The 26498-nt window shown below is 56.6% G+C and carries 25 protein-coding genes and 2 tRNA genes; 16 read left to right on the forward strand and 11 right to left on the reverse strand.

Translation table 11 applies throughout. The features are described from left to right. Positions 1 to 276 precede the first annotated feature (276 nt). From ABJF76_RS03065 to ABJF76_RS03075, 3 genes are all read right to left on the reverse strand, one after another. The gene (locus ABJF76_RS03065; RefSeq protein WP_413820603.1) at positions 277 to 1119 is read right to left on the reverse strand and encodes a hypothetical protein; all 843 of its coding nucleotides are present in this window, start codon (positions 1117 to 1119) and stop codon (positions 277 to 279) included. 338 nt (positions 1120 to 1457) lie between these two features. Beyond that, the gene (locus ABJF76_RS03070) at positions 1458 to 2843 is read right to left on the reverse strand and encodes a DUF3179 domain-containing (seleno)protein (protein WP_413820602.1); all 1386 of its coding nucleotides are present in this window, start codon (positions 2841 to 2843) and stop codon (positions 1458 to 1460) included. A 216-nt stretch (positions 2844 to 3059) separates the two neighbouring features. Next, complete coding sequence (locus tag ABJF76_RS03075; protein WP_413820601.1) at positions 3060 to 3536, reverse strand: RNA polymerase sigma factor; 477 nt, start codon at positions 3534 to 3536, stop codon at positions 3060 to 3062. A 227-nt stretch (positions 3537 to 3763) separates the two neighbouring features. Here ABJF76_RS03075 and ABJF76_RS03080 point away from each other — a divergent pair, with 227 nt between their 5' ends. Continuing rightward, a complete protein-coding gene (locus tag ABJF76_RS03080) occupies positions 3764 to 4003 on the forward strand; it encodes a hypothetical protein (protein ID WP_413820600.1) in 240 nt (79 codons plus the stop codon). A 123-nt stretch (positions 4004 to 4126) separates the two neighbouring features. Here ABJF76_RS03080 and ABJF76_RS03085 read toward each other — a convergent pair whose 3' ends face one another. The 3 genes from ABJF76_RS03085 to ABJF76_RS03095 all read right to left on the reverse strand — a co-directional run bounded on the left by ABJF76_RS03085 (position 4127) and on the right by ABJF76_RS03095 (position 7633). Then, positions 4127 to 5677 carry a trimethylamine methyltransferase family protein gene (locus tag ABJF76_RS03085; RefSeq protein ID WP_413820599.1) on the reverse strand — a complete coding sequence of 517 codons (1551 nt, stop codon included), beginning with the start codon at positions 5675 to 5677 and terminating at the stop codon, positions 4127 to 4129. Positions 5678 to 5971: 294 nt separating this feature from the next. Further along, on the reverse strand, positions 5972 to 7153 hold the full coding sequence (locus tag ABJF76_RS03090) for a pyridoxal phosphate-dependent aminotransferase (RefSeq protein WP_413820598.1): 1182 nt from the start codon (positions 7151 to 7153) through the stop codon (positions 5972 to 5974). 123 nt (positions 7154 to 7276) lie between these two features. Beyond that, a complete protein-coding gene (locus tag ABJF76_RS03095; RefSeq protein WP_413820597.1) occupies positions 7277 to 7633 on the reverse strand; it encodes an MmcQ/YjbR family DNA-binding protein in 357 nt (118 codons plus the stop codon). A 203-nt stretch (positions 7634 to 7836) separates the two neighbouring features. On the opposite strand from ABJF76_RS03095, the gene cysS reads away from it, so the two are divergent. The 3 genes from cysS (at position 7837) to ABJF76_RS03110 (ending at position 11806) form a co-directional block, all read left to right on the forward strand. Next, positions 7837 to 9285, forward strand: a complete 1449-nt coding sequence (gene cysS / locus ABJF76_RS03100) for a cysteine--tRNA ligase (protein WP_413820596.1) — start codon at positions 7837 to 7839, stop codon at positions 9283 to 9285. Positions 9286 to 9376: 91 nt separating this feature from the next. After that, positions 9377 to 10993 (forward strand): citramalate synthase, encoded by a 1617-nt coding sequence (gene cimA / locus ABJF76_RS03105; protein ID WP_413820755.1) that lies wholly within the window; start codon positions 9377 to 9379, stop codon positions 10991 to 10993. 45 nt (positions 10994 to 11038) lie between these two features. Next, positions 11039 to 11806 (forward strand): squalene/phytoene synthase family protein, encoded by a 768-nt coding sequence (locus ABJF76_RS03110; protein ID WP_413820595.1) that lies wholly within the window; start codon positions 11039 to 11041, stop codon positions 11804 to 11806. Here ABJF76_RS03110 and ABJF76_RS03115 read toward each other — a convergent pair. Continuing rightward, the gene (locus tag ABJF76_RS03115; RefSeq protein ID WP_413820594.1) at positions 11803 to 13017 is read right to left on the reverse strand and encodes an MFS transporter; all 1215 of its coding nucleotides are present in this window, start codon (positions 13015 to 13017) and stop codon (positions 11803 to 11805) included. The two genes, ABJF76_RS03110 and ABJF76_RS03115, sit on opposite strands and share 4 nt — an antisense overlap. A gap of 100 nt (positions 13018 to 13117) precedes the next feature. Here ABJF76_RS03115 and ABJF76_RS03120 point away from each other — a divergent pair, with 100 nt between their 5' ends. The 4 genes from ABJF76_RS03120 (at position 13118) to ABJF76_RS03135 (ending at position 15902) form a co-directional block, all read left to right on the forward strand. Further along, the gene (locus ABJF76_RS03120; RefSeq protein ID WP_413820593.1) at positions 13118 to 13810 is read left to right on the forward strand and encodes a precorrin-6A/cobalt-precorrin-6A reductase; all 693 of its coding nucleotides are present in this window, start codon (positions 13118 to 13120) and stop codon (positions 13808 to 13810) included. Beyond that, on the forward strand, positions 13807 to 14436 hold the full coding sequence (locus ABJF76_RS03125; protein WP_413820754.1) for a DNA-3-methyladenine glycosylase family protein: 630 nt from the start codon (positions 13807 to 13809) through the stop codon (positions 14434 to 14436). The genes ABJF76_RS03120 and ABJF76_RS03125 overlap by 4 nt, the downstream gene beginning before the upstream one ends. Before the next feature lie 190 nt (positions 14437 to 14626). Continuing rightward, positions 14627 to 15292 (forward strand): alpha/beta hydrolase, encoded by a 666-nt coding sequence (locus ABJF76_RS03130; RefSeq protein ID WP_413820592.1) that lies wholly within the window; start codon positions 14627 to 14629, stop codon positions 15290 to 15292. 4 nt (positions 15293 to 15296) lie between these two features. Next, a complete protein-coding gene (locus tag ABJF76_RS03135) occupies positions 15297 to 15902 on the forward strand; it encodes a hypothetical protein (protein ID WP_413820591.1) in 606 nt (201 codons plus the stop codon). Positions 15903 to 15937: 35 nt separating this feature from the next. On the opposite strand, the gene ABJF76_RS03140 is transcribed toward ABJF76_RS03135, so the two are convergent. Then, positions 15938 to 16633: a hypothetical protein gene (locus ABJF76_RS03140; protein WP_413820590.1), complete on the reverse strand. Its 696-nt coding sequence runs from the start codon at positions 16631 to 16633 to the stop codon at positions 15938 to 15940. Between the two features lie 313 nt (positions 16634 to 16946). Between ABJF76_RS03140 and ABJF76_RS03145 the strand changes: the two genes are divergently transcribed. From ABJF76_RS03145 to ABJF76_RS03170, 6 genes are all read left to right on the forward strand, one after another. Continuing rightward, on the forward strand, positions 16947 to 17531 hold the full coding sequence (locus ABJF76_RS03145; RefSeq protein WP_413820753.1) for an HNH endonuclease: 585 nt from the start codon (positions 16947 to 16949) through the stop codon (positions 17529 to 17531). Positions 17532 to 17647: 116 nt separating this feature from the next. Beyond that, complete coding sequence (locus ABJF76_RS03150) at positions 17648 to 18523, forward strand: GNAT family N-acetyltransferase (RefSeq protein WP_413820589.1); 876 nt, start codon at positions 17648 to 17650, stop codon at positions 18521 to 18523. A 108-nt stretch (positions 18524 to 18631) separates the two neighbouring features. Further along, entirely contained in the window at positions 18632 to 19570 is a 939-nt protein-coding gene (locus tag ABJF76_RS03155) for a pirin family protein (protein WP_413820588.1), read from the forward strand. Positions 19571 to 19813: 243 nt separating this feature from the next. Further along, positions 19814 to 19890 (forward strand) — tRNA-Asp (locus ABJF76_RS03160). Between the two features lie 198 nt (positions 19891 to 20088). Continuing rightward, positions 20089 to 20481 (forward strand): carboxymuconolactone decarboxylase family protein, encoded by a 393-nt coding sequence (locus ABJF76_RS03165; protein WP_413820587.1) that lies wholly within the window; start codon positions 20089 to 20091, stop codon positions 20479 to 20481. A 231-nt stretch (positions 20482 to 20712) separates the two neighbouring features. Then, positions 20713 to 20789 (forward strand) — tRNA-Asp (locus ABJF76_RS03170). A 107-nt stretch (positions 20790 to 20896) separates the two neighbouring features. On the opposite strand, the gene ABJF76_RS03175 is transcribed toward ABJF76_RS03170, so the two are convergent. Next, a complete protein-coding gene (locus ABJF76_RS03175; RefSeq protein ID WP_413822506.1) occupies positions 20897 to 21649 on the reverse strand; it encodes a hypothetical protein in 753 nt (250 codons plus the stop codon). Between the two features lie 89 nt (positions 21650 to 21738). Here ABJF76_RS03175 and ABJF76_RS03180 point away from each other — a divergent pair, with 89 nt between their 5' ends. Continuing rightward, positions 21739 to 22611: a hypothetical protein gene (locus tag ABJF76_RS03180; RefSeq protein ID WP_413820585.1), complete on the forward strand. Its 873-nt coding sequence runs from the start codon at positions 21739 to 21741 to the stop codon at positions 22609 to 22611. Positions 22612 to 22658: 47 nt separating this feature from the next. Here ABJF76_RS03180 and ABJF76_RS03185 read toward each other — a convergent pair whose 3' ends face one another. Together ABJF76_RS03185 and ABJF76_RS03190 are read right to left on the reverse strand one after the other, a co-directional pair. After that, the gene (locus tag ABJF76_RS03185; protein WP_413820584.1) at positions 22659 to 23510 is read right to left on the reverse strand and encodes an alpha/beta fold hydrolase; all 852 of its coding nucleotides are present in this window, start codon (positions 23508 to 23510) and stop codon (positions 22659 to 22661) included. 93 nt (positions 23511 to 23603) lie between these two features. Then, positions 23604 to 24974, reverse strand: coding sequence for a M20/M25/M40 family metallo-hydrolase (locus ABJF76_RS03190; protein ID WP_413820583.1), 1371 nt, complete (start codon positions 24972 to 24974; stop codon positions 23604 to 23606). Between the two features lie 232 nt (positions 24975 to 25206). Here ABJF76_RS03190 and hemA point away from each other — a divergent pair, with 232 nt between their 5' ends. Next, entirely contained in the window at positions 25207 to 26430 is a 1224-nt protein-coding gene (hemA, locus tag ABJF76_RS03195) for a 5-aminolevulinate synthase (RefSeq protein WP_413820582.1), read from the forward strand. The last annotated feature ends 68 nt before the right edge of the window (positions 26431 to 26498 follow it).

Genomic DNA, 26498 nt, shown 5'->3' on the forward strand with positions numbered 1-26498 from the left:
CGCTCCCCCTTTTTTGTTCGTACGTGGAACGTCCTAAAAAATTGTCTCAATGCTGCGGATATTCTGGATCCTATCTAAGGGCGGCCTGAAACAGGTATGGCTCATCCTTTACGCTGCACCGATCCAAACCGGACTGTAACCGGAGTTTTCTTACAGGTCTGCTGTGCGGACGAAGCTGCCGTCCACCTATCATGGACCAATGACCGCTAACATCCCGGAGCAGACCTTCCGTCAGTCGCCCTTGCTGCAAGTCTAGTGAAGGCGTAGCCGTTTCGATTAGTTGGCAGCCTGAGACAACTTGTCGGCTACCTCATAGCCCTTATCTGTCATCTCAAATATTTCTCCCTTGTATCCCCGCGCAACGATCAACTCTTCGGTCTGAAGCTGCTCAAGTGCGGCTTCCCAACGGGCGATAGACCTCCGATCTTTGGAATCCGCAAAGTTGATTCCGTTGGTCTGGATAGCTTGGCCACTCATGTAACGCATATGCATGACGGTGCCGTTTTTGTCTTGTGCTGCCTCACCAAGCAGCCTCTTCGCTTCCTCAGAAAGCCGCTCATTTACAGCACCGTCTCGCGCAGAACGATAAACCTCAAGAAAGTCTACCGATTCCTGCGAAGTGCTTTTTGCAAGCTCGGGATTGTCCCGAACTTTCATCTGAATATGTCGCCTAAACTTCTCGGAAAAATCTGAGATGTTATCGTAGCTTTCGACAAGGCCCTGATCAAAGCACCACTTTTTAAACTCCCCGAGAGCAGCATATTGCTTCGCATCAAGGCTTTGCGGGGCAACCGGAGCCGTGGAGAAATAGACCATTGCAGGCTTCCCCTCGCTGATGTGCCGCTTGATCTCTTCAACCGTGCCGCTCTCAAAGTCGCCAGTCGGCGTTCCCAGTCGAGTCCAGAATACACCCACCAGTAAGTCGCAGTGCTCAACGCTCTTGTTGATTATCTCTTGGGCGCGTCCACCCAAATCAGGTGCGGAGTGTGTTTCCCAGCCTACAGGCAAAAGAACGCATTCGGTGGCCTTAGAATTAATGTCGTTCCATTCGTGAATAATATCCCGAATTAGGTTCCGCTCTTCGGTCACATCACCCGGCGAAGCAATCATCACGGACAACACAGTTGCCTTATAAGACATCTCTTTTTCAAAGCCCCTCAAGTAATTTCTGTTGCCACGGTAGCGGGGCGTTTGGACATTGTCACCGCCTGAAGCTTGTTAGCGTGGTGAATACAGTCCCAACGGGCTGCGGATTTGGGCAGTTTCCCTACACTTCGCAAAGTCCGATCTTTGCGCATATCTGCCGCTCACGCACGGCGCAGCATTGGTCAAAGCGGGCTCAACGCCGACCTTCGCTACTTAGCGTACGAAGGTCGGGTCTCTCACTTTAAGTCGATGCGGTAAGCTATTGCTGACGAAGGGCGCACATTCGCCAAACCCTTCGTCAGCATAGTTTTCTATCCCTGCCACAGCTCTGTGTCAGGGTGGAATTGCGACCAAGCAAACCAAAACGACTGATGGCTGCCTAGATCGGACCCATCGACATCCACCGCGCGAACACCGCCTGCATCAAGTTCCAAGCGAACGTTTTCGACCTCGATGGAATCGCCGCGGATCAGTGCGGCAACTGCCGTAGAGCGTTGGAAAGCAACGGGTTTGCCAGATGCTGTTACAACGCCGATGATGTCTTCATGCACGGACAGGCGCGGGTCTACGTCTCCGACCGGGAAAATCGGACCATTGGCATCACGTCCATTGCGGAAATCGGGATCCCGGCCAAGTGCGTAACGTTCCAGCAACACAGTTGTTTCGGGATGCTCTTTTTTCCAAGTGCCCCAGTCGGTCGTGATGACCGTGGCCTGTTTCAATTGCACGCCTTTTTCGGCCAAGGGGCCAGTAACGGCGTGCCCTAAAAACGTATCAAAGACGGAATAGGTATTCAGGTCATACATTACTTTGTTGGACCGGCTCAGCAGACCCGAGGTGCGCAGGATGGGGCGGTCAACGCCCTCTGGCACGTCATCCGTGAAATAGGCCTGCGCCGCACCGCACAGCGTGCAATAGGGAATGCCCAGATCGCGCCCACCAAGGGTGTCGTTGACCATCTCACGCACTTCCATGATTTGGCGAGGGTAGGCACGGTATTCGCCGTTCACTTCGACGCCAAAGACAATGTCGTCGTCATCCAACCATGTGGCGTCTTGGGCGGACGTGACTTCAGGATTGTCGGCGGCGGGGATGCAATTGCAGGCATCATCTGTCTTGTCGTGGGGGCGTTCGTCGATCAAAACACCACCCCAAGATACGACCCGCCAATCAAGGTCACCTTCGACAAAAATCTGATCCCAACCGGGGACGATGTTGGTGTAAATTTCGCGCTTATAGCTTAGGTAGTCTGGCGGGGCAGGGATGTCCCATGCCATCAAGTGATCCGTGACAACACCCCAACTGTTTTCAAAACGAAACCCTTTACCCAGCAAGTCAGATGCCGTGTTGGTCAGGCGTTCGTTCAGTTGTTGGGATGACGCAAAGCGCAGCATGTCGCTGATCAGCCACGCGATGCGCGGGTCTTTGGATTTCGAAATTTCTGCCAAAGCGAGGTTTTGATTTTCGTCCCACGTTCCCAAAGATACCGAATCCACAAAGGCCACGCGCAAGGCAAATTGCATGGCATTCGACAGCGGGCCTGTGGGAATTTCGGGCGGTGCGCCGAATTCTTCGATCACGTAATCGGGCAAGGGGGCTGCATCCTGCGCGTGCAGCGATCCTGAGACGGTCATGCTGAGGGCCACACACAGCCCCGCCAACAAACCGCGGGAAAAAGGTTTCTGAGCAAACACCATAAAGGGTCCTTTGTCGTTTATTTTTTCAATACCCGTGTCCGCCCGATCCTTCGCGTTCAAACACAACCGCCCCGCCTAGGTCGCCAAAAACGAGGTTGAGCAAATGTGCACCGGACGCGCATCGACGGCTAATCACGTTTAATTCAGGTTATGTTGCACACCGTGGCACGCCGTATGGCTGCGAAGGCGGGCCATTTTTTGGAAGGCATCGGGGGCTTACGTATCCCCCAGCCGCAGTCGTAGTTTTGCACGCGCGCGCGCCAGCCGCGACATGACCGTTCCCAATGGCAATCCTGTCGCGTCTGCTAAGGCCCGCGGGGATGTCTCGCCTGCGACAACCAAGTTCATCAGTTGGCGCTGCGGCGTGGGCAGGGCGGCAATGGCGGCCAAAGTGTCCGCACAATCCAGACGGATCAACGCTTCGGGCTGGGTCAGGGCGTGATCGTCTTCTAACTCTTCCGTCGCGGCTTGCCGCCAGGTGCGCCGGGCGCGGTTTGATAAGGTGCGCATCGCATAAGACGGCAGGTCTTCGATGGGGTCACCGTCTTCCAGCCGCTGACAAAGGGACAGCAACGTATCTTGCACAAGGTCCTCGGCCTCGCTGGGGGACCGGGCAAGGCGGCGGGCACGTCGGTTAAGGACCGGAATCAACGGGACTAAATTGCGGGGCGGGAGGTTTTTAGAATGGGTCATGGGAACAAGGTGCGCCCATGTGCACGGCATAGATAGCCCGGGGTTTTTGGCCGACGCGCGTACACGCCCCTTTTTGGGCGAGGCCCCGCCCATCCGTCACGCCCGCATCGGCAGAGCATCGCGTGCCAGATCAACGGCTGGGATGCAGGGGGGCAGATCACGCTCTTACTTGGTGAGGGCGCCACTCACGGACCCCTCATGACGCAAACTGTAACGGGAGTTACCCAATGACCAAATATGCAACGCTGACAGTTCTGGCGGCCTTAACGTTTCCTGCACTGGCCATGGCCCAAAGCGCGACCGAGATGGACGCTAATGGCGATGGCGTTTTGACGATTGATGAAGTGCAGGCAACATTCCCTGAAGTCACGTCCGACATGTTCGCGGCCATGGATTTGAATGCTGACGGCGCGCTTGATGGCAATGAAGTCGCGGCCGCGCAGGAAGCGGGGTTGCTGCCAACCTAAGCGGCAATGTGCAGTTGCCCGATTTTTTGCAGGTGCTGGGTTCCATGACCTTCGCGCCGTAAGAAAAAGGGAACGTGAGGCCCGGTCTCCCCCCAGGGGCCGGGCCTCATTGTGTGGTTTGAGTTAGGAGTTCCACGCGGGCAGGTGGATTTCAAACTGCGCACGAATGGCAGCGTCAAGCGCTGGGTCCAGCGCGGCTTGTGGCTTGCCTGCAAGGATTTCATCCTTGCGCGCGGTCGCTTGCGCCAACAGGTCAGGCTTGCCCAGTTCGACCCATTCCTTGGGCGAGGTTCGGCTGCCGAAACTTGGATAAACATAGTCACTTTGCATGCGCGACAGGGTCTGATCGGTCCCAAGGTAATGACCGGGGCCGTTCATGCAGACATCTGCGATTTGATCGAGCGCCATCGTTTCATCCGAGACCTCAATCCCACGCACACAGCGCATGGCCTGCCCAATGATGTCATCGCCCATAATCAGGGATTCAAGGCAGAACCCAAGCAGTGAGGCGTGCATGCCCGCCGCCTCGTAAACCATGTTCACCCCCGACAAACCGGCCGTCAGGTTCGAACACATCTGTTCCCATCCGGCTTGCATGTCGGGCAGTTTGCTGTCGGATGCACCACCTGCAGCACCACCGGGCAAGTCATAAAAACGGTGCATTTGGCCGCAACCTGCAGTCAGCAACGCCTGTTCGCCTGATCCGATCGACATCGCACCCGTGCGCAGATCAAGCCCAAAGGGCCAAGTGCCAAAGATCGCAGGCGCGCCGGGTTTGACTGCGTTGACATAGACGAGGCCCGCCAAACATTCTGCCGTCGCCTGCACAATGGCCCCTGCAATGGTGGATGGCGCCGTTGCCCCCGCCATTCCAGCGGATAACAGCAGCACGGGCATGCCCGCTTTGATGCACAGCTCCATGACCTCGCAGCTTTCGGTGGCGAATTTCATCGGTGGGACGACAAAGCAGTTGGAATTGGACACAAACGGGCGTTCGCGCCACTTGTCTTCGCCACCAGCGATCATGTGCAACATCTCGATCGCGGGACCGACGCAGTTTGGTTCGCTGTAGCTGGTTCCGACGTGTTTGGAGGTGCCAGAAACACAGGCAAAGACCGAATTGTATTCCATTTCGATTGTGTTGGGGATGTCACGACAGATCATCGGACGCTGCAGAAAGTGGATGTTGTTCAACTGGTCCGCAATGCGCGCGGCGTCGTGCAAATCTTGGACAGTGCTTTCGCGGTAGTTGCGCCCATCCGGCTCGACCAAATGAACGGCAGCACCTGCGGTGCCGTAATGCACGCGTGATCCTGATAGCTCAAGGTCGTGCGCCGGGTCGCGCCCGTGCAGAACGATAGAGCGGTTGGCGCGCGCAATCGTGTCTTCGACCAATGCGCGCGGGAAGCGGATGCGGCCATCATCGCCTAAAATAGCGCCGGCATTGACCAAATAATCGATGCCACTTTGGGGCGCGTCGGCAAGGCCGATGTTTTCCAATGCATCAAGGGCGGCGGTGTGGATTTGCTCAACTTGGATTGTTGTAAGTGGATTATATGTTCCGCCTTCCATTCCGGCGCGAATGGGGCGCAGGTGGTCAGCAAGGGGGGCAGCACGGGCAGCACGGCGCGCCGCGCGGCCACCGGAGCGGGCTTTGAGGGTCAGATCGTTCATGGGGGTCTATCCGGATAAGGGATTGGTCAAAGGATGGCGTCGTCTTGCGCCAATCCCGGCCTTCCCCGTGCGGCCCGTCCCCGTTCCGCCCCGATGGTGCGGATCACCAGATTAATCTTGCTTCGGCATTCCTGCACGCTAAGCCTCCCTGCTTGTGCGAAAAACGACCAATTACGGCGATGGTGCTGTGCAAAATGATGTCTGTCTGTTCTGTTTGCGACCTGCTGCGCGGGGCGATAGGGCCTTAACTCAAGGGCGTTGGCGCAAACCGGGTAAGGCGCATCTTGATGCGCCTTACGTTGCAGATGCCGCGCAAGTTCGCGCAAAGGCGCACAGCGTTTCAAGCGCGCTTTTGAATGCGCTGTCTTCAATTGTCATGGCCACCCGTAAGTGACCTGCCGCAGATGAACCAAAGCTCTCACCGGGCATCACGGCAATATGTTCGCGCTCAAGCAACGCGTCTGCAAAGGCGTCTCCGGTCATACCTGTCGCGCGAATATCAAGCATCAGGTACATCGCACCCTGCGCGGGGATCAGTCCGACGGTATTTTGTTGTTCCAATACATCTTGCGCAATCGCGCGACGGCGCTGAAAGGGTGCGCCGATCTCGACCTCGAAACTGTCACCCTGAGACAGCGCAAAAACACTGGCGTCTTGCACAAAGCCCGGCACCCCATAGGTCGTGTGCGTCGCGAATGTGATCAGGTTTGAAATGGCCTCGCTTGGGCCGATCAACCAACCACAACGTGATCCGGTCATTGCGTGGCTTTTGGACATAGACCCGACCACAAGCGTGCGATCCACCATGCCCGGCAAGGCACGTGGGCTAAGGTGTTCGCCCTCCCAAACCTGACTGTCGTAGACTTCGTCCGAGATCAGCCACATGTCGTGACGCTGACACACCTCTGCGATGCTGCTTAGCGTGGCATGGTTGTACACGGTGCCTGTGGGGTTGTTGGGTGAATTGATCAACAAAGACGCCGCACCTTTTGCCGCCGCTTCGATGTCAGAGGCGCGGGGTTGAAAGGCATCCTCGGCCCGTGTCGCAATGCTGCGCGGAATGGCCGAGACCCCGCGGATTGTGCCGGGATAGGTCGCATAATAGGGATCAATGTACAGTGCCGTGTCACCGGGGTCGCACGCCGCGGCGTGGGCGGCGAACAGCGCCGATTGCCCACCGGGTGTGATCAACACGTTGTCGCGGGTCGTTGGTACACCGGTGCGGTCTTGCGTGCGTTTGGCCACCAGATCACGCAGGGTGTCAGTGCCCGGCACCATCGCATAGCCTGTATGCCCGCCCATCGCGCTTTTGTGCATGGCTTGCAGGATGGGGGACGCGGTGCGGATATCATGTTCGCCGATAGTCAGTTCGGTCACGGGCGTACCATCTGCAATCATGCGCCGCGCCTTCAGAAATAGATCCCATCCGTCTGAACCACCACCCGTCAGTGTCGTAATCCGTTTTGAAAGAGCCATGCCGCATTCCTTGATCGCTTTTGCGCAAGGGGGCAGAGCGATGCAGGGATGTCAACTGATGCGCCTAGCAAGACATTGTCTTTGTCGGCGTTTTTAGGCCCAAGACAGGAAAGCTGCGCGAATTTACTGCTTTTGCAACCAAGGCCCAAGGGCAGCCTGCGCTTTCTTGGTCAGGCTTGATCGGATCAGCCCATAGGACGCATGGATGCGCTCGCTGACCTCGTCCGCGTTTTTGTTTGCAAACATCACCCGTACCCAAGAGCGATGAAAATAGGGGGCCTTGATGGCCGCCCCAATCTCGATCAGAAATTCAGCGCTTTGCACATCGGCGCATTTGACGGAAACGCCATCACCCGACAGGCCTATACAGGCAAACATCTTGTCACCCACTTTCCACGCATCAAGCCCGCCATCGTGATGGCTGGCAAAATGGGCTCCGGGTAAGGCGGCACAGATGGTATCAATGTCTTCTCGTGTCATAGGAGCATCTTGCACAGGGTCGCGGGTGCAAACAAGGCTTGACCCTGTGGCGTCGCTTCGGCTACCGATGCGCTTATGAACATGACCATTTGCATTATTTCCTGCATTCCCTGCTGAGACTTATCTCGCGGGCCGGTTCTTTGTTTCCATGACATCTCAGAATTGATAGGCCCGCGCCAACCCTTGCGCGCGAGACTTGCCCTATGACCATCACGTTTTACAACACCGCCACGCGTCGCAAAGAACCCTTTGCGCCTATCGATCCTGACAATGTGCGGATGTATCTGTGCGGACCCACGGTGTATGACCGTGCGCACTTGGGCAATGCGCGCCCTGTGTTGGTGTTTGATGTGCTGAATCGTTTGTTGCGCCACACCTATGGGGCGCAGCACGTGACCTATGTGCGCAATTTCACGGACGTGGACGACAAGATCAACGCGACGGCGTTGGCGCGCAAGGAAGCCGGGGCGGCGGGCACAATCGAAGAATTGGTGCGCGAACGCTCAGACGAGACAATCGGCTGGTATCACGCGGATATGGATGCGCTGGGTGCGTTGCGTCCCGATCATGAGCCACGCGCGACAGAATACGTCGATCAGATGGTTGCAATGATTGCTCAGCTTATGGCCGACGGCTTTGCTTACGAAAACGACGGTCATGTGCTGTTCCGTGTGCGTCAGTATGAAGAATACGGCGCGCTGTCGGGGCGATCTGTGGATGATATGATCGCAGGGGCGCGGGTCGAAGTCGCCCCTTATAAAGAAGACCCGATGGACTTTGTGCTGTGGAAACCGTCCTCAGATGAATTGCCGGGGTGGGACAGCCCATGGGGCAGAGGGCGTCCGGGTTGGCATATCGAATGCTCGGCCATGGCCTATGAGTTGCTCGGTGCTGAGTTCGACATTCACGGCGGCGGCAATGATTTGACCTTTCCCCACCACGAAAACGAGATCGCCCAGTCGCGTTGTGCCGGACACGGGTTTGCAAATGTGTGGCTGCATAACGAGATGTTGCAGGTTGAGGGCAAGAAGATGTCCAAGTCCTTGGGCAACTTCTTTACCGTTCGGGATTTGCTTGAAAAGGGCGTGCCGGGTGAAGTCGTTCGGTTTGTCATGCTCAGCACGCATTACCGCAAGCCGATGGACTGGACCGAAAAGAAGCGGGTCGAGGCCGAAAAGACGCTGACGGGTTGGCTGAACATTCTGCAAAAGCACGGGTATTCGGCGAAATTGGTCGAAAACCTACGCGAGATTGATCGTTGGCACGCTGACACCGAATTTATGGGCGCGCTTGGCAATGATCTGAACACACCGGGCGCACTGGCGCGATTGCATGTGCTCGCCAAAGCACGCACTGCCGAAGCGCTGGCACCGATGGCACATGCGCTGGAAACGCTTGGGTTGGTGACGGATTGGAATGTCCTTGATCTGGCGGCGTCGCAGACCGACGACATGGCCGATGGCGTTACAGATGCGATTGATCAACTGCTCGCGGAACGCGCGGCCGCGCGGGCGGCCCAGAATTGGGGCGAAGCGGATCGGCTGCGCGATGTGTTGAATGCGATTGGCGTTCAAGTCACAGATATTGGTGGCACGGCAACATGGGTGCCTGGCCCAAACTTTGATCCTTCAAAGCTGGAGGGGGTGCAATGATGACTTCTGTTGGCATGGCGCACCATGGGTGCGCCTTACACCCGTCACGTAAGGCGCACCCATGGTGCGCCACTTCTGGGAGAGGAAATACATGACCCGCGAACGGCTTTACCTTTTCGACACCACATTGCGCGACGGGCAGCAAACCCAAGGTGTGCAATTTTCGACCACAGACAAGCAACAGATCGCGCAAGCACTCGACACGCTAGGCATCGACTACATCGAAGGTGGCTGGCCCGGCGCAAACCCCACAGACAGTGCATTCTTTGAAAACGCCCCAAAGACGCGGGCCACAATCACCGCCTTTGGCATGACCAAACGCACAGGCATCAGTGCCGAAAACGATGATGTTTTGGCCGCCGTCCTGAACGCCAACACGTCAGCCGTTTGCCTTGTTGGCAAAACCCACGAATTTCACGTCAAAACCGCGCTGGGCATCACGCTGGACGAAAATACCGCTAATATCAAAGCCAGCTTTGCCCACATCAAAGCCCAAGGGCGCGAGGCGATCTTTGATGCGGAACACTTCTTTGATGGCTACAAATCCAACCCCGACTATGCGCTAAAGGCGGTCCATGCCGCCTTTGACGCCGGTGCGCGTTGGATTGCCCTGTGCGACACCAATGGCGGCACGCTGCCCAGCGACATTTTCCGCATCACAAAAGCGGTCACCGACAGTGGCATTCCGGGTGATCACCTTGGCATTCATACGCACAACGACACAGAACAAGCTGTTGCCGGATCACTGGCCGCCATCGATGCAGGTGCGCGCCAGATCCAAGGCACGCTGAACGGTTTGGGCGAACGCTGCGGCAATGCAAACTTGACCGCCTTGATCCCGATCCTGCTGCTAAAGGAACCCTATGCCAGCCAGTTTGAAACTGGTGTGACACTTGATGCACTTGGGGGCCTGACGCGCACCTCGCGGATGCTCGATGACATTCTAAACAGGGTGCCGCACAAACAGGCGGCCTTTGTCGGGGCCTCGGCCTTTGCGCATAAGGCGGGTTTGCATGCCTCGGCGATCCTTAAGGATCCGACGACCTACGAACATATCGAACCGGCCACAGTGGGTAACGCGCGCATCATTCCTATGTCTAATCAGGCGGGCCAATCCAATTTGCGCAGACGCTTGACTGAAATGGGGCTTGAGGTCGCGCCAAAAGACCCGGCACTTGCGCGTATTCTTGACCGGATCAAGCTGCGCGAAGCCGATGGATACAGCTATGACGTGGCGCAGGCCTCGTTTGAATTGTTGGCGCGCAGCGAATTGGGCCTGTTGCCCGACTACTTTGAGGTCAAGCGCTATCGCGTCAGCGTCGAGCGGCGCAAGAACAAGAAAGACAAGATCGTATCACTTTCCGAGGCAGTCGTCGTTGTCAAAATCGATGGGAAAAAGATGCTGTCTGTGAGTGAATCCATGGATGAACAGGGTACGGATCGCGGCCCCGTCAACGCGCTTTTCAAAGCGCTGTCCAAGGATTTGGGACGCTATCAGGAATATGTCGAAGACATCCGTTTGGTCGATTTCAAAGTCCGTATCACCCAAGGTGGGACCGAGGCCGTGACCCGCGTCATTATTGACAGCGAAGACAAGCAGGGGCGGCGGTGGTCCACGGTAGGCGTGTCCGCCAACATCGTTGACGCCAGCTTTGAGGCGCTTTTGGATGCGATCCGTTGGAAATTGGCACAAGACGGTGTGGCATGATGTGCCACATGCAACTTCACGACTTTTGCGGAGCGTGACCCTAAGATGAGCCTGCCTGAAACTGTCATTCCCTGCGCGCAAATTGTGGAAAAAGGCGATGCGGATCGGTTTCGCACCGTGATGGCGGCGCCAGTGGCTGCTCGGGCCAAGTTGTTTCCGCTTTATGCGATGAACATCGAAGCCTCGCGCGCGCCTTGGGTCACCAAGGAAGCACTGATTGCCGAGATGCGCTTGCAATGGTGGCGCGATGTGCTGGAAGAAATCGCAACAGCCAATGACGTGCGCAAACACGAGGTGTCGACACCTTTGGCAATGGTTTTAACTCCAACACAAGCGCAGCGCCTTGATGAGTATATCGCGGCGCGGCGATGGGATATTTATCGCGATGCCTTTGAGGATCAGGCCCATTTTGATGCCTATATCGATCAAACCGCGGGGCATTTGATGTGGACAGCTTGCGAAATGCTGGGCGCTGATGCGCAGGCAGAAAGCAGCGTGCGCGATTTGGCTTTTGTCGCTGGCACCGCTGCGTTCTTGCGTGCCGTGCCGACCTTGGCCGAAGAGGGGCGCATTCCGCTGCTTGATGGCACCGATGCGGGCGTGACAGCACTTGCTCAGCGCGCGTTAGATCGCTTGACGCGGCCCAAAGTCGCCAAAGCAGCACAACCCGCACTTTGGCCAGCCATCGGTGCGGGCAAAACGTTGGCGCAGGTGATCCGCGATCCCGGAGCCGTGGCAGAGGCGCGCCTTGATCAAGGTCTCACGCCTTTTCGCCTTGCGCGCACCGCGTTGACGGGGCGCTTGGCGCTTTAGGCGGGGCTTGCGTCCTTTGGGCGCGTGACCAGCCAGATCAGTGACCCGCCCGCCAAGGCCAAGAACGGGATCATCGCATAGTTTACTGCCGCCCAACCTTCGACCGGAGAACCGCCCGAGCAGTTCATTAATCCACCAGACGCGAGCGAGGCCATGGTTACGCCACCAAATACCAGCAAGTCGTTCAAGCCCTGCATCCGGCCCCGCTCATGTGGCGCATGTGCGCCAGCGAGCATCGATGTGGCGCCGATAAAACCAAAATTCCACCCCAAGCCCAACAAGATCAGCGCGATAAAGAAGTTCGGCAATGCCACGCCGGACAGGGCCACAATGCCTGCAAGGCCCAAAATTGCGATGCCCAGCCCCATGATCTTTTCAACGCCAAAGCGCGCAATCAGATGGCCGGTGAAGAACGACGGCGCAAACATGGCCAGCACGTGGCCTGTCACCACATCCGCCGCGATATTTTTGTCAAACCCACAGCCCACGACCGCCAGCGGTGTCGATGTCATCACAAGGTTCATCAACGCATAGCTGACCATGGCGCAGATCACCGCTACGGCGATGCGCGGGGTTTTCAACAGCTCCCAACGGGTGCGTCCTTTGGGTGCGTCAGCCGCCGGAATAGGTGGTTTGGGAATGTTGATGAACAAAAACAAAAGCGAGCCGACAACATTCAAAATTATGACGGCGATATAGGTGCCAAGGAACGGGATCACATAAGCATCGGCCGTCCATTTCACCAATTGCGGCCCGATGATCGCAGACATCAATCCGCCCGCCATCACATATGAAATCGCCTTGGGGCGAAAGGCATCAGACGCCGTATCTGCCGCCGCAAAACGATAAAAACCCTGCGCGGACATATAGATACCGGTCAAAAAGCTGCCCACAAGAAAGATGGGAAAGGACGCCACATAAAGACCGTAAGCCCCAACAGCACCCCCAGCAGCACCGCCCATCGTGCCCACAAAGAAGCCCGCGCGACGCCCATAGCGTTGCATCAGCGCCGAAATCGGTGTGGCTGACGTCATAGACCCCAGAACGATCAGCGAAATCGGCAATGTGGCGAAACAAATGTTTGAGGCAAGCGATTGCCCGGCCAGCCCTCCGATTACAAACATCATTGGCATTTGGCTGCCCAGAATGGCCTGCGCCAAGACCAGAACCATCACATTGCGCTTGGCGCGGCTGTCATCAGTATTGCTCATGAGAACTGGTTACGCCTGAAGGTTGAGGTCGGCAAGCGTTGGATTGTCGCGTCGATGCACAAGCGGTTGCGCAAAGCGCGCGTCAAGGTAGGGTAAGGGGATGATCAAACGCCCCCTCATTGCCCTTTTGGCAGGTGCGCGCGAAGCGCAGGACGCCGCCGTATGGCTTACGCAAGCCGATGCGGATTGCGTTGCGATCCGTGCTCGTGGTAGCGCACAGACCCGGCTGGACATGACCGAAGTGACGCAGGTTCCGCGCGACGTGCAAGGCATTTTGGATGTGACGCATAGCTTTGATGAACAGACGCGACAGGCTGCTTTGTTGCGCGCGCCAGACGCCAGCTATGCCTGTGTGCCGCGTGATGTGTGGGCCGCGCAAAAGGGCGATCATTGGACCGAAGCGGACACGCTGGAACAGGCCGTTTCGGCGCTGCCTTCGGGGGCGCGGGTTTTTGCGGCGACGGGACGCGACAGCCTAAGCGCGCTGCACCGCCATGATGGCCCTGTTTTCCTGCGCCAGTTGTCGCAACATTCGGATGCCACAGGATATGACAACTGCACTTTTGTTTTTGGCGTTGCACCTTTTGCTGTAAGTGACGAAATCGCCTTGTTGCAAAAATTGCGCATCGATGTGGTTTTGGCCCGCAATATCGGTGGCGAGGGCAGCTTTCCAAAACTGGCCGCCGCGCGCGCGCTTGGCCTGCCTGCGGTGTTGCTGCGCCCACCAGTACGCCCTGAGGGCGCGCGCCTGCGCAGTGCAAAGGATGTGGCAGATTGGGTGGACGCGTTGTGACAGGACGTATCATTGAAACAGACGCCGACGTTGCCAAAGGCGCTGCGTGGCTTGCGGCCCACGATCCAGCCTTGGCCCGTGCACTTGATATCGCAGGCCCGTTGCCGTTGCGCCGCCGTCCGGATGGGTTTGCAGCAGTTTTGAACGCCATTATGGGTCAACAAGTCAGTGTGGCCTCCGCCTCGGCCATTTGGGCGCGGCTGGAAGCGGGCGGAATGACCCAGCCTGACGCCGTGGTCGCAGCCGGAGAAGACGGTTTGCGCGCCGCCGGCCTTAGCCGTCAAAAGATCACCTATGCGCTGGCGCTGGCCGAGGCTGGCATCGATTATGACGCATTGCGCAGCGCTCCAGATGCCGAGGTCATTGCAACCCTGACGGCCGTCAAAGGTATCGGGGTTTGGACGGCGGAAATCTATGCGATGTTTGCGCTTGGGCGGGCAGATGTCTTTGCGCCCGGCGATTTGGCCCTGCAAGAAGCGGCCAAATTGATCTTTGATTTGCCCGAACGACCCAAGGAAAAACAGCTGCGTCAGATGGCGCAAGACTGGAGCCCATGGCGGGCAGTTGCCGCGCGCCTGTTCTTTACGTATTACCGAGTGGCAAAGGGGCGCGACGGGGTGAGTTGACGCATATCTAAAGGCTCTTTTGTTTTGACATTTGAAACGAACGACACACAGAACGATGACTTTTGTATTTTTGAATTGCACTCCGTGACGGACATCCGCCAAACATCATACATAACTTAAAATGCAGGGCGGTCAGGGACACAATCCCAAAGCGCCCCCCACCTAACTGCCTTCTGCGAAAAGGGACCCTATGACACGTGTTTTGAAATCTGAGCGCCGCGCGCCGCTCTCTGGTGATGTGCGATCGATTGTGGTGTTTCTGCATGGGTACGGCGCGAATGCGGCTGATCTGATGGGCTTGGCCGACCCGCTTGCTGAACATTTGCCAGACACGCTGTTTGTGGCCCCCAATGCACCCGAAGCCATTCCGGGCTATGCGGGCGGGTATCAGTGGTTTCCGATCCCGTGGATTGATGGATCATCCGAGGAAGAGGCCGAGCGCGGATTGATCGCGGCCAGCGCAGATTTGAATGCCTATCTTGATGCGCTGATGGTGGACGAAGACGTGCTGCCCGAACAAGTTGTGCTTTTCGGCTTTTCCCAAGGCACCATGATGGCACTGCATGTGGCCCCGCGCCGCGAAGACGAAGTGGCAGGCATCGTCGCGTTTTCGGGGCGGTTGTTGAACCCCGAAGTGCTGGCGGACGAAGTCGTCAGTCGCCCGCCTGTTTTGTTGATCCACGGCGACATCGATGATGTGGTGCCACCGGAATCGCTGCCTCAGGCTGCCGAAGCCTTGCAAGGGGCAGGGTGGAAAGACGTCTTTGCCCACATCATGGAAGGCACCGCGCACGGCATCGCGCAAGATGGTCTAAGCGTGGCACTGGCCTTTATGCGGGACAAAGCAGGATTCTGATAACGTGCGATTTATTGCGATCATCGGCTTTGTGGTGTTGGGGTTGTTGGGGGCGAGTTTCGTTCTCGATTGGCACAACGCGCGTCCGACGGCTTCTGTTCTTGACGCCTTAGAGGACACGCTTGAACGCCCTTTGGTGATCCATTTGGATGGGCAAGCGCCTGCGGGTTTTGATGCCGATTTGGTCGCCATCGATGAAGGCACAGGCGCTTTGGCCGTGGATGCGGCGCCGCGCACGCTGATCGACCTTGATACCTATGTGATGGTGCGTGACAGTTGGGATACGTTTCGCGCGATAGATGGGCATGACCTGACGGCGTTGATCCACGAAAAGACGGCGGACAAAACAGCGACAAACAGCATCACGTGGTTTGATACCATGCTGACCTCGGATGACGGCACAAAACGGCGTGTGTTGTTGATTTTGACAACGGATGAAGGTGTCGCGGATCTGGGGGACTTTTGTTTTGCGTTAACCGTGTATGAATTGGCCCGGTTTGCGCAGAATGGCGACGCCTTTAAAAAAGCATCAGATGGGCCGGGATCATATTGGATGCAATGCCGGTCTAAGAAATGGCGCAGTGTGGCGGATCTGCCTGCTGCAAACTGACGGGGCGGTGACGTCTTTGTTGGCGCGTTTCGCGCTTAGCAGATGGCTTCAAAATCGGCGGGTGCGATGGGGGTGTTCTTTGATGCTGCATTGGTTTGCGACCGCATCCATGCGGTGTGCAGAACAAAGCCCAAGCCGGGACTGACTTTCATCAACATTGCAACATAGCGTGCGGAAATATGGTGTGCGCCCAGCCTTGCAAGACACGCCATAAACATACGAATGCCAGCAGGGGCCGCGGGGCTGCATTGCACATCGCTAAGCGTTATGTCCAAGGTGCGCGCGCCGCTGCGCAAGTCGCTGGCCAATCGCTCGATAAACGCCCAACGCAGGTTCAAATCACCTTGGGCACCCAATGCGACAGTGGCGTGTTCGATAGCCTGAAACGGGTCGGCGCATTGTGCGTGATAAACAGGGGCTTTGCCTTCGGGTGCGACGTACCATAGCAAATCACCCGTGGTGGTGATGGCGCGATAGGCTGTCATACCGCTGCAATCTGATCGCACGGCATGATCCCGATCATACCACAAAGTCACCCAATCGCGATCCACAAATGTAAAGCCATCTGTGCTGGGCTGCTGGCCCTGATCGGTCCCGTTTTGTGTCTTTCGTTCGCCCACCAATGTCTGGAACAAAGCAGAACGACGGTGCGGTGCAGGAGCAGGGGTAAAGGCGGCGGGCATAACGGGCTCCGTGAAAATGCGAAAACGGGCGAGGGGGTAAATGGCCATGGAAGGCCGTCCTCTGTGCAATTTGAAATATGGGCTAACATTGCGCCAAGTCGCCTGCCAACGTCGAGTGGTGTATTCCTTACCTTTGGCGTTTGACGCGGCAATGGGCGGCAAAGTTGTGCAAAACGCCCCAAAATCGTGCAGCACCAAAAGCTGTTTTGATATGTTAGGCGCTTTGATAAGGCGGTCCCACATCATGAAATATTGGGGTCTTGCAGAACGATTTCCACAAGATATAGTCAAACATATTGCTGGGCCGGGCCCTCGTTTGGGTGCCCAAAGCCTGCGCGCGTAACCACGGAGCACATTCGTGATAGAAGGCGAGTTTAGAACGGATTTTGTGCGCAGCCCGACTGCGCTGAAACATCACCCCGCTTTGGTGCTGAATGCGGACTATCGGCCGCTCAGTTATTACCCTTTGTCGCTGTGGCCTTGGCAAGAGGCGGTCAAGGCGGCTTGGCTGGATCGGGTGGACATCGTCGCCGAATACGACACGGTGGTCCGCAGCCCAAGCACACAGATCAAGATACCGTCGGTCGTCGTCCTCAAAGATTATGTCAAACCTCAAAAGCGCGTGGCCTTCACGCGCTTTAATTTATTTTTAAGGGACGAATTTCGCTGTCAGTATTGTGGGGCCAAGGGGGATTTGACCTTTGATCACGTGGTGCCGCGTGCCAGCGGTGGGGTGACAAGTTGGCAAAACGTGGTGGCGGCCTGTAGCCCTTGCAACTTGCGCAAAGGGTCAAAGGCGCTGCATCTCACGGGGATGGGCCTGCGCAAGCCGCCCCGCCAACCGGGGGCCGAGGAATTGCGCAATACGGGCCGTAAATTTCCACCCAACCACTTGCACGAAAGCTGGATGGACTTTTTGTATTGGGATGCCGAACTAGAGGCCTAGGCACCCGTTATGCAGCACATGTTTAGAAACGGGTTTTTGACCAACCGGGCCTAACGCGGACCAGCCGTGTTCAGATTTCCCTTGAGAAATTCACTTACCTGACTAAAGTCAGCTAAATGAATCAAGCAAACATTTCCCGCGTTAGAAATTTTGGCCGTTCCGTCGCTGTTGAAGTCGGAGCGCTGGAAGACTCGTTTATGGATCGCGGCAGACCACTGGGATCGGCCCGTGTTCTGAACGCAATCGGCCTTGGATATGAAAATGTCTCGGAGTTGCGTGCCTTTTTGAAGCTGGACACAGGACTTTTAAGCCGACTGTTGCGCGGTCTTGAGGCGGAAGATCTGATCAAAACCGTCCCAAACCCCAAAGACCGACGCAGCCGTATCACACGGCTAACTGCCGCGGGCAAAGATGAATTTGATACTTATGAAAGCCTGTCAAATGAACGGGCCCATGCGATATTGGCCCGGCATAACAATTCTCAACGCCTGCTTGAGGCCATGGATGTTGTCACCGTCACCCTGGCGCGCAACGACATCGTCTTTGAAGACGCGGACTATACATCCGACATCGCGATCTATTGCATGAATGCCTATGCGGCAGACTTGAGTAAACGATTGAACCTAGAGTTTGACCTTAAAAAGTCAGGCGCTTCGGATGTGTCGCAACTGCGACCGCCGCTTGGTACTTTTGTCGTCGCAAGGCTGGGCGATATGCCTTTGGGATGTGTGGGGGTCAAAGGAAACGGCGGCACCGTGGCAGAGATTAAAAGGATGTGGATCGCCCCGGCGGCGCGGGGCTTGGGATTGGCGCGCCGTTTGATGACCACAGCCGAAGACAGGGCGAGGGCCTTGGGCATTGAAACGCTTCGATTGGATACCAACAGCGCATTGTTCGAAGCGGTCGGGCTGTATCGAGATATGGGATGGGTCGAAATCGACAGGTTCCATGACGATCCATATCCAGACCTCTTTTTCGAAAAACGGCTGTGACAGTCGTGAAAACCGATGAATCTGGTGCGATGTATTGGCGCGCTTTGCCTGCCTATTGTCTGCTTGCACATGTCAGCTACGTTATAGTTCCAATCAAGGAGCACAAAAATGAGCTGGAACCCGGCGCTTGATCCTGATGTCCCCAAGGGCGACGCTGTCGATGCCATCGAAACTGTGATCGTCCCGCGCGCCCGTGATCTGGGCGGGTTTGAAGTTCGCCGTGCCTTGCCCGCACCCAAACGACAAATGGTGGGACCATTCATCTTTTTTGATCAGATGGGGCCTGCAGAATTTGTGACCGGGCAGGGGATCGATGTGCGCCCGCATCCCCATATTGGGCTGGCAACAGTCACGTATCTTTACAAAGGCAAGATACATCACCGCGATTCTTTAGGGACAGATCAATGGATTGAACCGGGGGCAGTGAATTGGATGGTGGCCGGGCACGGCATTACGCATTCCGAGCGCACGGATGGGGATATGCGCACGCGACCACACGACCTTTTTGGCATCCAAACTTGGGTGGCATTGCCCAAAGACGCAGAGGACGACCCGGCTGAATTTCAGCACGCGGCCAATGCCGACCTGCCGTTCCTTGAGGGCGAAGGAAAAGAGGTGCGTCTGATCCTTGGGGACGCGTGGGGTGCAAACGCGCCTGTGCAGACTCATTCCGAGATGTTCTATGCGGATGCCGTGCTTGAGGCGGGGGCGTCGATTCCCCTGCCTGACAATCACGAAGATCGCGGGGTCTTTGTGGTCACGGGGTCGGTTGTTGTTGCGGGCGATACTTATGATGCGGGCCAAATGATGGTGTTCCGGCCCGGCGATGCGCTGTCTTTAAAGGCAGGCGAGGCAGGCGCGCGGTTGATGATGTTGGGCGGGGCCACATTGGAAGGGTCGCGCCACATCTGGTGGAACTTTGTGGCATCGTCACGCGAACGCATTGATGCGGCCAAAGAAGCGTGGCGGGCAGGGGATTGGGCGCATGGGCGGTTCAAGCTGCCACCGGGGGATGAGGACGAATTCATTCCGCTGCCAGATCGCTGATGTTTTCAGGCTGCAAGATTCGTCGAACGCGCACTTTTTAGATGCGAAACACGCGCGGCCCTTCTGAAAGGCGGGGAATGTGCTGGCTGAGGCAAGTGAATTGACCCTTTTGGGCCGGGTGGCATGGGTTTCTTTGGCGTTTTTTATCGTCTGTTTGGCGTTCAAGCGATAAAAGCGTCCAATTCCGGAAAAACCCGTCTTGACGGGGCTTTGCGCAAAACATATGACCGCAAAACGCAGCGGGCGGTTGTAGCTCAGATGGTTAGAGTACCGGCCTGTCACGCCGGGGGTCGCGGGTTCGAGCCCCGTCAACCGCGCCACTGCTGCAAAAAGCGCCGCTCCCGTCTGGGGGCGGCGTTTTTCATTGGGCCAGAGTTGAAATTTGCACCACATGTGAAATTGTACTTCGGTCACAACTGGGCGTGGCCGTCGTGCACGCGCCCTTTTTAACGAGCACTCTGCGGCGGTGTTTATGAACCGCCGCTAAACCAATTTTATCAATATCTTGAGGTCGCATGATGACAAAAACCACCACTGAAATTGGCAAAGATTTATCAGAATCCTTGAACCCCGGCATGGAAGACGCGTTGGACGCGCGCTACGGGCACTTGCTGCCCGGTATGGCTGAGGGGGTCGTCGATTTCGCCTATGGTCGTCAATACGCAAGGCCTGCGTTGCCGTTGCGAGACAGGTATCTCGCGACAATCGCGGCGCTCACGGCTTTGGGTGGGCAAACCAGACCACAGCTTAAGGTGAATATTGCGGGCGGTTTGAAGGCGGGGCTGTCGCAAAAAGAAATCGCCGAAGTGATTTGGCAGATGTCGCTTTATGGTGGTTTTCCTGCGGCCATCAACGGGCTGAACGCAGCGTTAGAAGTGTTTGAAGAGGAAGACGCCGCGATATCAACTTGATCCACTGTGGTAGCGCTGGGGCGTCGCAGGTTTTTGAGCTGTGTCAGGTGGATATCTAAATGCGCTGATAGGGCGGCAGTTGCGCAGAATGGGTTGCGTGCGCAGATCAGTTTTTGTGTCGTTTTTGCATTCGCGCGGTCGATGAAAACACAGTCTTGGCAGTAAAGGGCAAGAAACATCCAAAAGGCGGCTTGACCCGCGCGGCTTGCCGCCTTATCCCGCCCCACATGCGCGGTTGTAGCTCAGCTGGTTAGAGTACCGGCCTGTCACGCCGGGGGTCGCGGGTTCGAGCCCCGTCAACCGCGCCACTTTCCCTTTTTTGTGTTTTTCGCAGTTTGAAATAGTTGCGATGTTGCGCTGCGAGGGGCCAGCCCCTCGCGCTCCCCTGAGTTTATTTGGCAAGATGAAGTTGGAATTAGTAGCTGTAGCCTAGGTTGTCTTCTTGTGCTTTGTAAGTTTGGGCGCGCAGGAATGCGTGGTCTTCTTGCGACCAGTCTGCCGGGGCTTCGGGGCGGTTTGGCACTGCGGATTTGAATTTGGAGCCCAAACGTTTCACCACGGGGCGAAAAGGCATGCTGCGTGCCGGGTGCCCAAGGCCGGCGAGGATGGCGTCGAGCGTTGCTTCGGGGGCTGATTGGGCGTCTTCCGTGCGTACCACGATGCAGGTGCAATTGCGCCCTAACATGCTGAGATGTGCGTTTAGTTTGGCGCGGCGCAGAGCAAAGAGGTTTTCATAGCGTGCGCCTGTCATCGGGTCCCGGTCTGCTTGCAGGGGCGAGCCTTGGCTGCCATCCATCACCAAGCCTTCGAAATAGCGGGGGCGATCGATGATTGTGTCCCATTCGGCGCGGATGAAGTCGCTGAAGGTCAGGGCTTGCATCGCGGGTGTTGTGTGCCACGGTTTCTGAAACATCGACTGCGCCCATGTATCTGCGCGGCGCACGGCGCAGATCACAGCCATGTCGTGCGGGATCGCCAGCATATGTGGCGCGCTGTGTTTCCAACCCAAAGCCTCGGTCGGTTTTAAAGGGCTGTTGCGCCCGATCAATCGTTTGACAAAGTTGGTGCCGGACGACCGTTCACCCATGACTTGGTAGCGTGTGATGGGCGTATCTGTGTTGTGCTGGATGTGCAGGCCGGTGTTGGAAAAGGCTTGGGGCAGGGACATGGGTGGCCTTTGTGGCAAATTAACGATTCTCTTGTTGAGGTCCTTGCACTAGGGTGTGCAAAAATAACCAGTGAGCAGGACCTTACCAGATGCAAACAGTGGCCGCCGTTACCATGGTGCGCGATGACGCGTTTTTTCTCAAGGCGTGGCTGCGCCACTACGGTGAGATGTTTGGCCGTGAGAATTGCTATATCGTGAACCATGGTCGCGGGACGGTCGTGGCTGAGATGGCGACGGGTTGTAACGTCATTGGTATTCCTGGTGATCCGCACAAGAATTTTGACGTTAAGCGCTGGGGGTTGTTGAACAATCTGGTTGGTGGATTGCGCAAGTATTATAAGCACATCGTTGTAGGTGACGTGGATGAATTGGTGGTGCGGGACCCTGATTCTGGTGGGTCGCTTCGGGATTTGCTGGAAGATGCGCCTGAGGGGCGTGTGCTGACGCCTTTGGGCCTAGAGGTTATTCACCGTATCGATGTTGAAGAGGCGGTGATTGATGATCAGATCATCGGGCCGCGCCGCCATGTGCGCCCGGCACCGCATTATTCTAAGCCGTGTATTGTCTCTGCCCCCGTTAAAATCGCACGCGGTGGGCATTTTACGCAAAGTGACAAACTTTTTACGCCTGACGATCTGTATCTTTTACACCTCAAATTTTGTGACTTTGGGGCCTATGTGGGCGTGATGGATCATCGCAACCAAGTCACGACAGAGGTGAAGGCCGGTGTGAAAGAGGCGTCGATTGGACGCCATTGGTTTGCTGAGGCGCGCGGAGAGGATCGCGATGTGTTTGAGGCGTTTGCACGCCTTGAGATGATGGATGAGTTTGACATGCGCCCGTTGCGACGCAAAATGCAAAGATCGTTCAAGCCGCGTGGGGACACTGGATATTACCAGTTCGATCGTCCTGACTATGGCACGCAATATGTGCTGCCAGAACGATTTGTTGGTGTGATCTGATGTGGTGGGTGTAGCAGTGCTACGCCTTACGGTAAGGCGTAGCTCTGCTACGCCACGCCCTTTAGGAAATCGCGCAGGGCCTTTTCTGTCTCGATCGGGTGTGTATCTGGGAAAAAATGACCGCCAGGCAAGGCGGTGCTGCGCATGTTTGAAAGCCTGTCTTGCCATGTTGCTGGGACATCATAGGCCCGCCCCATGATCCCGTCAGCCCCATAGGCAACAAGGGTTGGTGTATCTATACGCCGCTTTAAGTCGGCTGCGTCCAATGCAAAATCCACATCAATCGCCGCTCGGTAGTCGTTACACATAGATCGTATGCAATCGGGGTTTCGCCATGCGGCGCGATAGGCTGTTATTGCATCGGCATCGAAACCATCCATCCCGCCGCCCCAGCCAGCAAGGCAGCCCTCAAAGTAGGCATCTGGGTCGTGTCCGATCAGGGTTTCGGGGAATGGAGACGTTTGGGCCAAAAAGAACCAATGATAATAGGCCCGCGCGACGTCTTGTGTGAGATCGCTGAGCAGCAGATGCGTGGGGACAATATCGAGCAGGCTGAGCGACAGCACGCGGTCAGGGTGATCCAATGTTAGGCGGTGTGCAGTGCGTGCGCCTCGGTCATGGCCGATCAGGTGAAAGGTTTCGAACCCTAAATGTGCCATCAATGCGACTTGGTCTTCGGCCATGGGGCGAAAGCTCATGTCCTGCATCGTTGCGGGTTTTGTGCTGTCGCCATATCCGCGCAGGTCTGCCGTGACCACGGTGAAGTCCTGTGCCAGTTTCGGTGCGATGGCGTGCCACATAGCGCGTGTTTGCGGAAAGCCATGCAGCAGTAAAACCGGGGGGCCTTGCCCGGCAATATCGTAGGCGATTGTGATGTCACGGGTGGTGAATTGTGGCATGTTTTGCTCGTGGCGTGAAAAGAGAGTGCGGGAATGGGGGCCAGCCCCCATGCCCCCGAGGTATTTCAGACCCAAAGAGCAAGGGTGCTGGTATTAGGTTAGGGCGTGCAAGATGCGGGCCCAGCTGCGGATGCCTTTGTGGAAGCTTTCGAGATCGTATTTTTCGTTCGGTGAATGGATTTGATCGTCGTCCTTGCCAAAGCCGACAAGCATAGGGGTGGTGCCGAGGATGTCTTGGAAGTGGCCTGCGATTGGGATCGAGCCACCACAGCCCACGTAGGCTGCGGGAATGTTCCATTCATCACTGAGTGCGTGGCGCGCTGCTTCAAATGCGGGGTCTGTGGTTTCGGTGACCGAAGCCCCGCCGGCACCATGGGATTTAAAGGTAACTTCGCAGTCGGCGGGCAGTGCGTCTTGCACCATCTTGCGGAAGTTTTCGCGGATCACATGGGGATCTTGATCGCCCACAAGGCGGAAGGAGACTTTGGCATGTGCTTCGCTTGGCAGCACAGTTTTGAAACCTGCACCGGTGTAGCCCCCCCAGATGCCGTTGATTTCGGCGGTTGGGCGCGACCAGATCATCTCGATTGGGGTGCGATCGACCTCGCCTGCTGGAACCGACAAGCCGACATCGCCCAAGAATTGCGCGTGGTCAAAGGCAAGGCCTTGCCATTGCTGACGAATTTCATCGGACAGTTCGGGGACGCCGTCGTAAAAATTGGGGACGGTGATGTGCCCTTGGTCGTCGTGCAGATCGGCAAGGATGCGTGACAGCACTCGGATCGGGTTCATTGCGACACCGCCAAACATGCCGGAATGCAGGTCTTTGGAGGCGGCGGTGATGGTGATTTCTTCGCCCAGCAACCCACGCAACATGGTCACGATGGACGGCACGCGCGATTCGAACATGCCGGTGTCGCAGATGAGGGCGAGGTCGCTTTTCAACTCGTCTGCGTTGTCCTTCATAAAGGGCACAAGCGAAGGCGAGCCGGATTCTTCTTCACCCTCGAAGAAAAAGGTGATGGCACAGGGCAGCGTGCCATGTTCCGCTTTCCATGCGCGGCATGCTTCGACGAAGGTCATCAGCTGACCTTTGTCATCGGAGGACCCGCGCCCCCGGATGACTTTGCCCTTGGCCGTTTCCTCGATTTGTGGATCAAACGGGTCACGATCCCACAGCTCTAGCGGGTCAACAGGTTGCACGTCGTAATGGCCGTAAAACAGCAGGTGTGGGCCATCGCCTTTGACGTGACCGATCACCATTGGATGCCCTGGTGTGGGCCGTTTTTCGGCCTCGATACCAAGTGTTTTCAGCTGGCTTACCAACCAATCAGCGGCTGTTTCGCAATCGCCTTTAAAAGCGGGATCCGTTGAAATTGACGGAATGCGCAACAGGTCTAGCAACCGTTCGGTGGCGTCGGGCAGGTCGGAATCGATGCGGGCAAGGACGGCGTCGAGGGTCATGGTGGCTCCTGTATGGGCAATTTGGCGCCAGACTACCCCCATGCGGGGGCATGTCCAGCACCCGATTGCAATCTAAACGGGGCATTTAGGTCCGATTTGGGGGTCAAGCGAATTTAACCTGCGACATGACGCGCATTTGATTGGCATTGAAGGACCGGTTTACAGTCTATACCTATTCTAAAGCGGGTCGCGCGTGATGTGTCGTGACCAAGGACCAAGATGGAGTGTTTGTGTGGATTACACAGCCAAATTGGATGATGCCCTGCAACGCCTTCACGACGAAGGCCGGTATCGGACATTTATCGACATCGAGCGTAAGAAGGGCCAGTTCCCGCACGCAACGTGGACGCGCCCGGACGGAGAGACCTCTGAGATCACCGTTTGGTGTGGCAATGACTATCTTGGGATGGGGCAAAACCCGGTTGTGCTGCGTGCGATGCATGAAGCCATCGACGCGACCGGCGCGGGCTCGGGCGGAACGCGCAATATTTCAGGTACAACAGTTTATCACAAACGGCTTGAGGCTGAGCTGGCGGATTTGCACGCCAAAGAAGCGGCCTTGCTGTTTACCAGTGCTTACATCGCCAATGATGCGACTTTAAGTACGCTACCTAAGCTGTTTCCTGGTCTTATTATTTACTCGGATGAGTTCAATCACGCCTCGATGATCGAAGGGGTGCGCCGCAATGGCGGTGCCAAACGGATTTTTCGCCATAATGACGTCGAACACCTGCGCGAACTGATCGCGGCAGACGACCCTGATGTGCCCAAGTTGATTGCCTTTGAGTCGATTTATTCGATGGATGGTGATTTCGGCCCTATCGCGGACCTATGCGATGTGGCGGATGAATTCGGGGCGCTCACCTATATTGACGAGGTGCATGCGGTTGGCATGTATGGGCCGCGTGGCGGCGGTGTTGCCGAACGCGATGGGCTGATGGACCGGATCGATATCATCAATGGCACTTTGGCCAAAGCCTATGGGGTGATGGGTGGCTATATCGCGGCGTCAACGAAAATGTGTGATGCCATAAGGTCTTACGCGCCGGGATTCATCTTTACCACATCACTACCGCCTACGATTGCCGCGGGGGCTGCTGCATCGGTTGCGTTCTTGAAAACCGCTGAAAACCTGCGTGCGGATCATCAGGCGCAAGCTGCGGCTCTTAAGTTGCGCCTTAAGGGGATGGGCCTGCCGATCATCGATCATGGCAGCCACATCGTGCCGGTTATTGTGGGCAATCCTGTACACACCAAAATCCTGAGCGACATGCTGCTTGAGAAACATGGAATCTATGTGCAGCCGATCAACTTTCCGACGGTGCCGCGGGGAACTGAACGCCTGCGATTCACGCCGTCGCCTGTGCACGGCCCGCGCGAGACTGATGCGTTGGTGTGTGCAATGGATGAATTATGGGCTCATTGTGCGCTGAATCGCGCCGAAGACGCTGGATAATTTACTAAAATTCGCAATTACCGTTGCCATATGCTACCGTCTGATGAACAACAGCAGTGAAGCGAATC

The organism is Tateyamaria sp. (assembly GCF_039940735.1).
In the GTDB taxonomy this organism is placed as follows: domain Bacteria; phylum Pseudomonadota; class Alphaproteobacteria; order Rhodobacterales; family Rhodobacteraceae; genus Tateyamaria.

What these genes read in the sequence shown, in the direction of transcription:
- ABJF76_RS03070 (WP_413820602.1), bottom strand. Translation starts at nt 2,843, where the DNA reads ATGGTGTTTGCTCAGAAACCTTTTTCCCGCGGTTTGTTGGCGGGGCTG.
- ABJF76_RS03075 (WP_413820601.1), bottom strand. Translation starts at nt 3,536, where the DNA reads ATGACCCATTCTAAAAACCTCCCGCCCCGCAATTTAGTCCCGTTGATT.
- ABJF76_RS03080 (WP_413820600.1), top strand. Translation starts at nt 3,764, where the DNA reads ATGACCAAATATGCAACGCTGACAGTTCTGGCGGCCTTAACGTTTCCT.
- ABJF76_RS03085 (WP_413820599.1), bottom strand. Translation starts at nt 5,677, where the DNA reads ATGAACGATCTGACCCTCAAAGCCCGCTCCGGTGGCCGCGCGGCGCGC.
- ABJF76_RS03090 (WP_413820598.1), bottom strand. Translation starts at nt 7,153, where the DNA reads ATGGCTCTTTCAAAACGGATTACGACACTGACGGGTGGTGGTTCAGAC.
- ABJF76_RS03095 (WP_413820597.1), bottom strand. Translation starts at nt 7,633, where the DNA reads ATGACACGAGAAGACATTGATACCATCTGTGCCGCCTTACCCGGAGCC.
- cysS (WP_413820596.1), top strand. Translation starts at nt 7,837, where the DNA reads ATGACCATCACGTTTTACAACACCGCCACGCGTCGCAAAGAACCCTTT.
- cimA (WP_413820755.1), top strand. Translation starts at nt 9,377, where the DNA reads ATGACCCGCGAACGGCTTTACCTTTTCGACACCACATTGCGCGACGGG.
- ABJF76_RS03110 (WP_413820595.1), top strand. Translation starts at nt 11,039, where the DNA reads ATGAGCCTGCCTGAAACTGTCATTCCCTGCGCGCAAATTGTGGAAAAA.
- ABJF76_RS03115 (WP_413820594.1), bottom strand. Translation starts at nt 13,017, where the DNA reads ATGAGCAATACTGATGACAGCCGCGCCAAGCGCAATGTGATGGTTCTG.
- ABJF76_RS03120 (WP_413820593.1), top strand. Translation starts at nt 13,118, where the DNA reads ATGATCAAACGCCCCCTCATTGCCCTTTTGGCAGGTGCGCGCGAAGCG.
- ABJF76_RS03130 (WP_413820592.1), top strand. Translation starts at nt 14,627, where the DNA reads ATGACACGTGTTTTGAAATCTGAGCGCCGCGCGCCGCTCTCTGGTGAT.
- ABJF76_RS03140 (WP_413820590.1), bottom strand. Translation starts at nt 16,633, where the DNA reads ATGGCCATTTACCCCCTCGCCCGTTTTCGCATTTTCACGGAGCCCGTT.
- ABJF76_RS03150 (WP_413820589.1), top strand. Translation starts at nt 17,648, where the DNA reads ATGAATCAAGCAAACATTTCCCGCGTTAGAAATTTTGGCCGTTCCGTC.
- ABJF76_RS03155 (WP_413820588.1), top strand. Translation starts at nt 18,632, where the DNA reads ATGAGCTGGAACCCGGCGCTTGATCCTGATGTCCCCAAGGGCGACGCT.
- ABJF76_RS03165 (WP_413820587.1), top strand. Translation starts at nt 20,089, where the DNA reads ATGACAAAAACCACCACTGAAATTGGCAAAGATTTATCAGAATCCTTG.
- ABJF76_RS03175 (WP_413822506.1), bottom strand. Translation starts at nt 21,649, where the DNA reads ATGTCCCTGCCCCAAGCCTTTTCCAACACCGGCCTGCACATCCAGCAC.
- ABJF76_RS03180 (WP_413820585.1), top strand. Translation starts at nt 21,739, where the DNA reads ATGCAAACAGTGGCCGCCGTTACCATGGTGCGCGATGACGCGTTTTTT.
- ABJF76_RS03185 (WP_413820584.1), bottom strand. Translation starts at nt 23,510, where the DNA reads ATGCCACAATTCACCACCCGTGACATCACAATCGCCTACGATATTGCC.
- ABJF76_RS03190 (WP_413820583.1), bottom strand. Translation starts at nt 24,974, where the DNA reads ATGACCCTCGACGCCGTCCTTGCCCGCATCGATTCCGACCTGCCCGAC.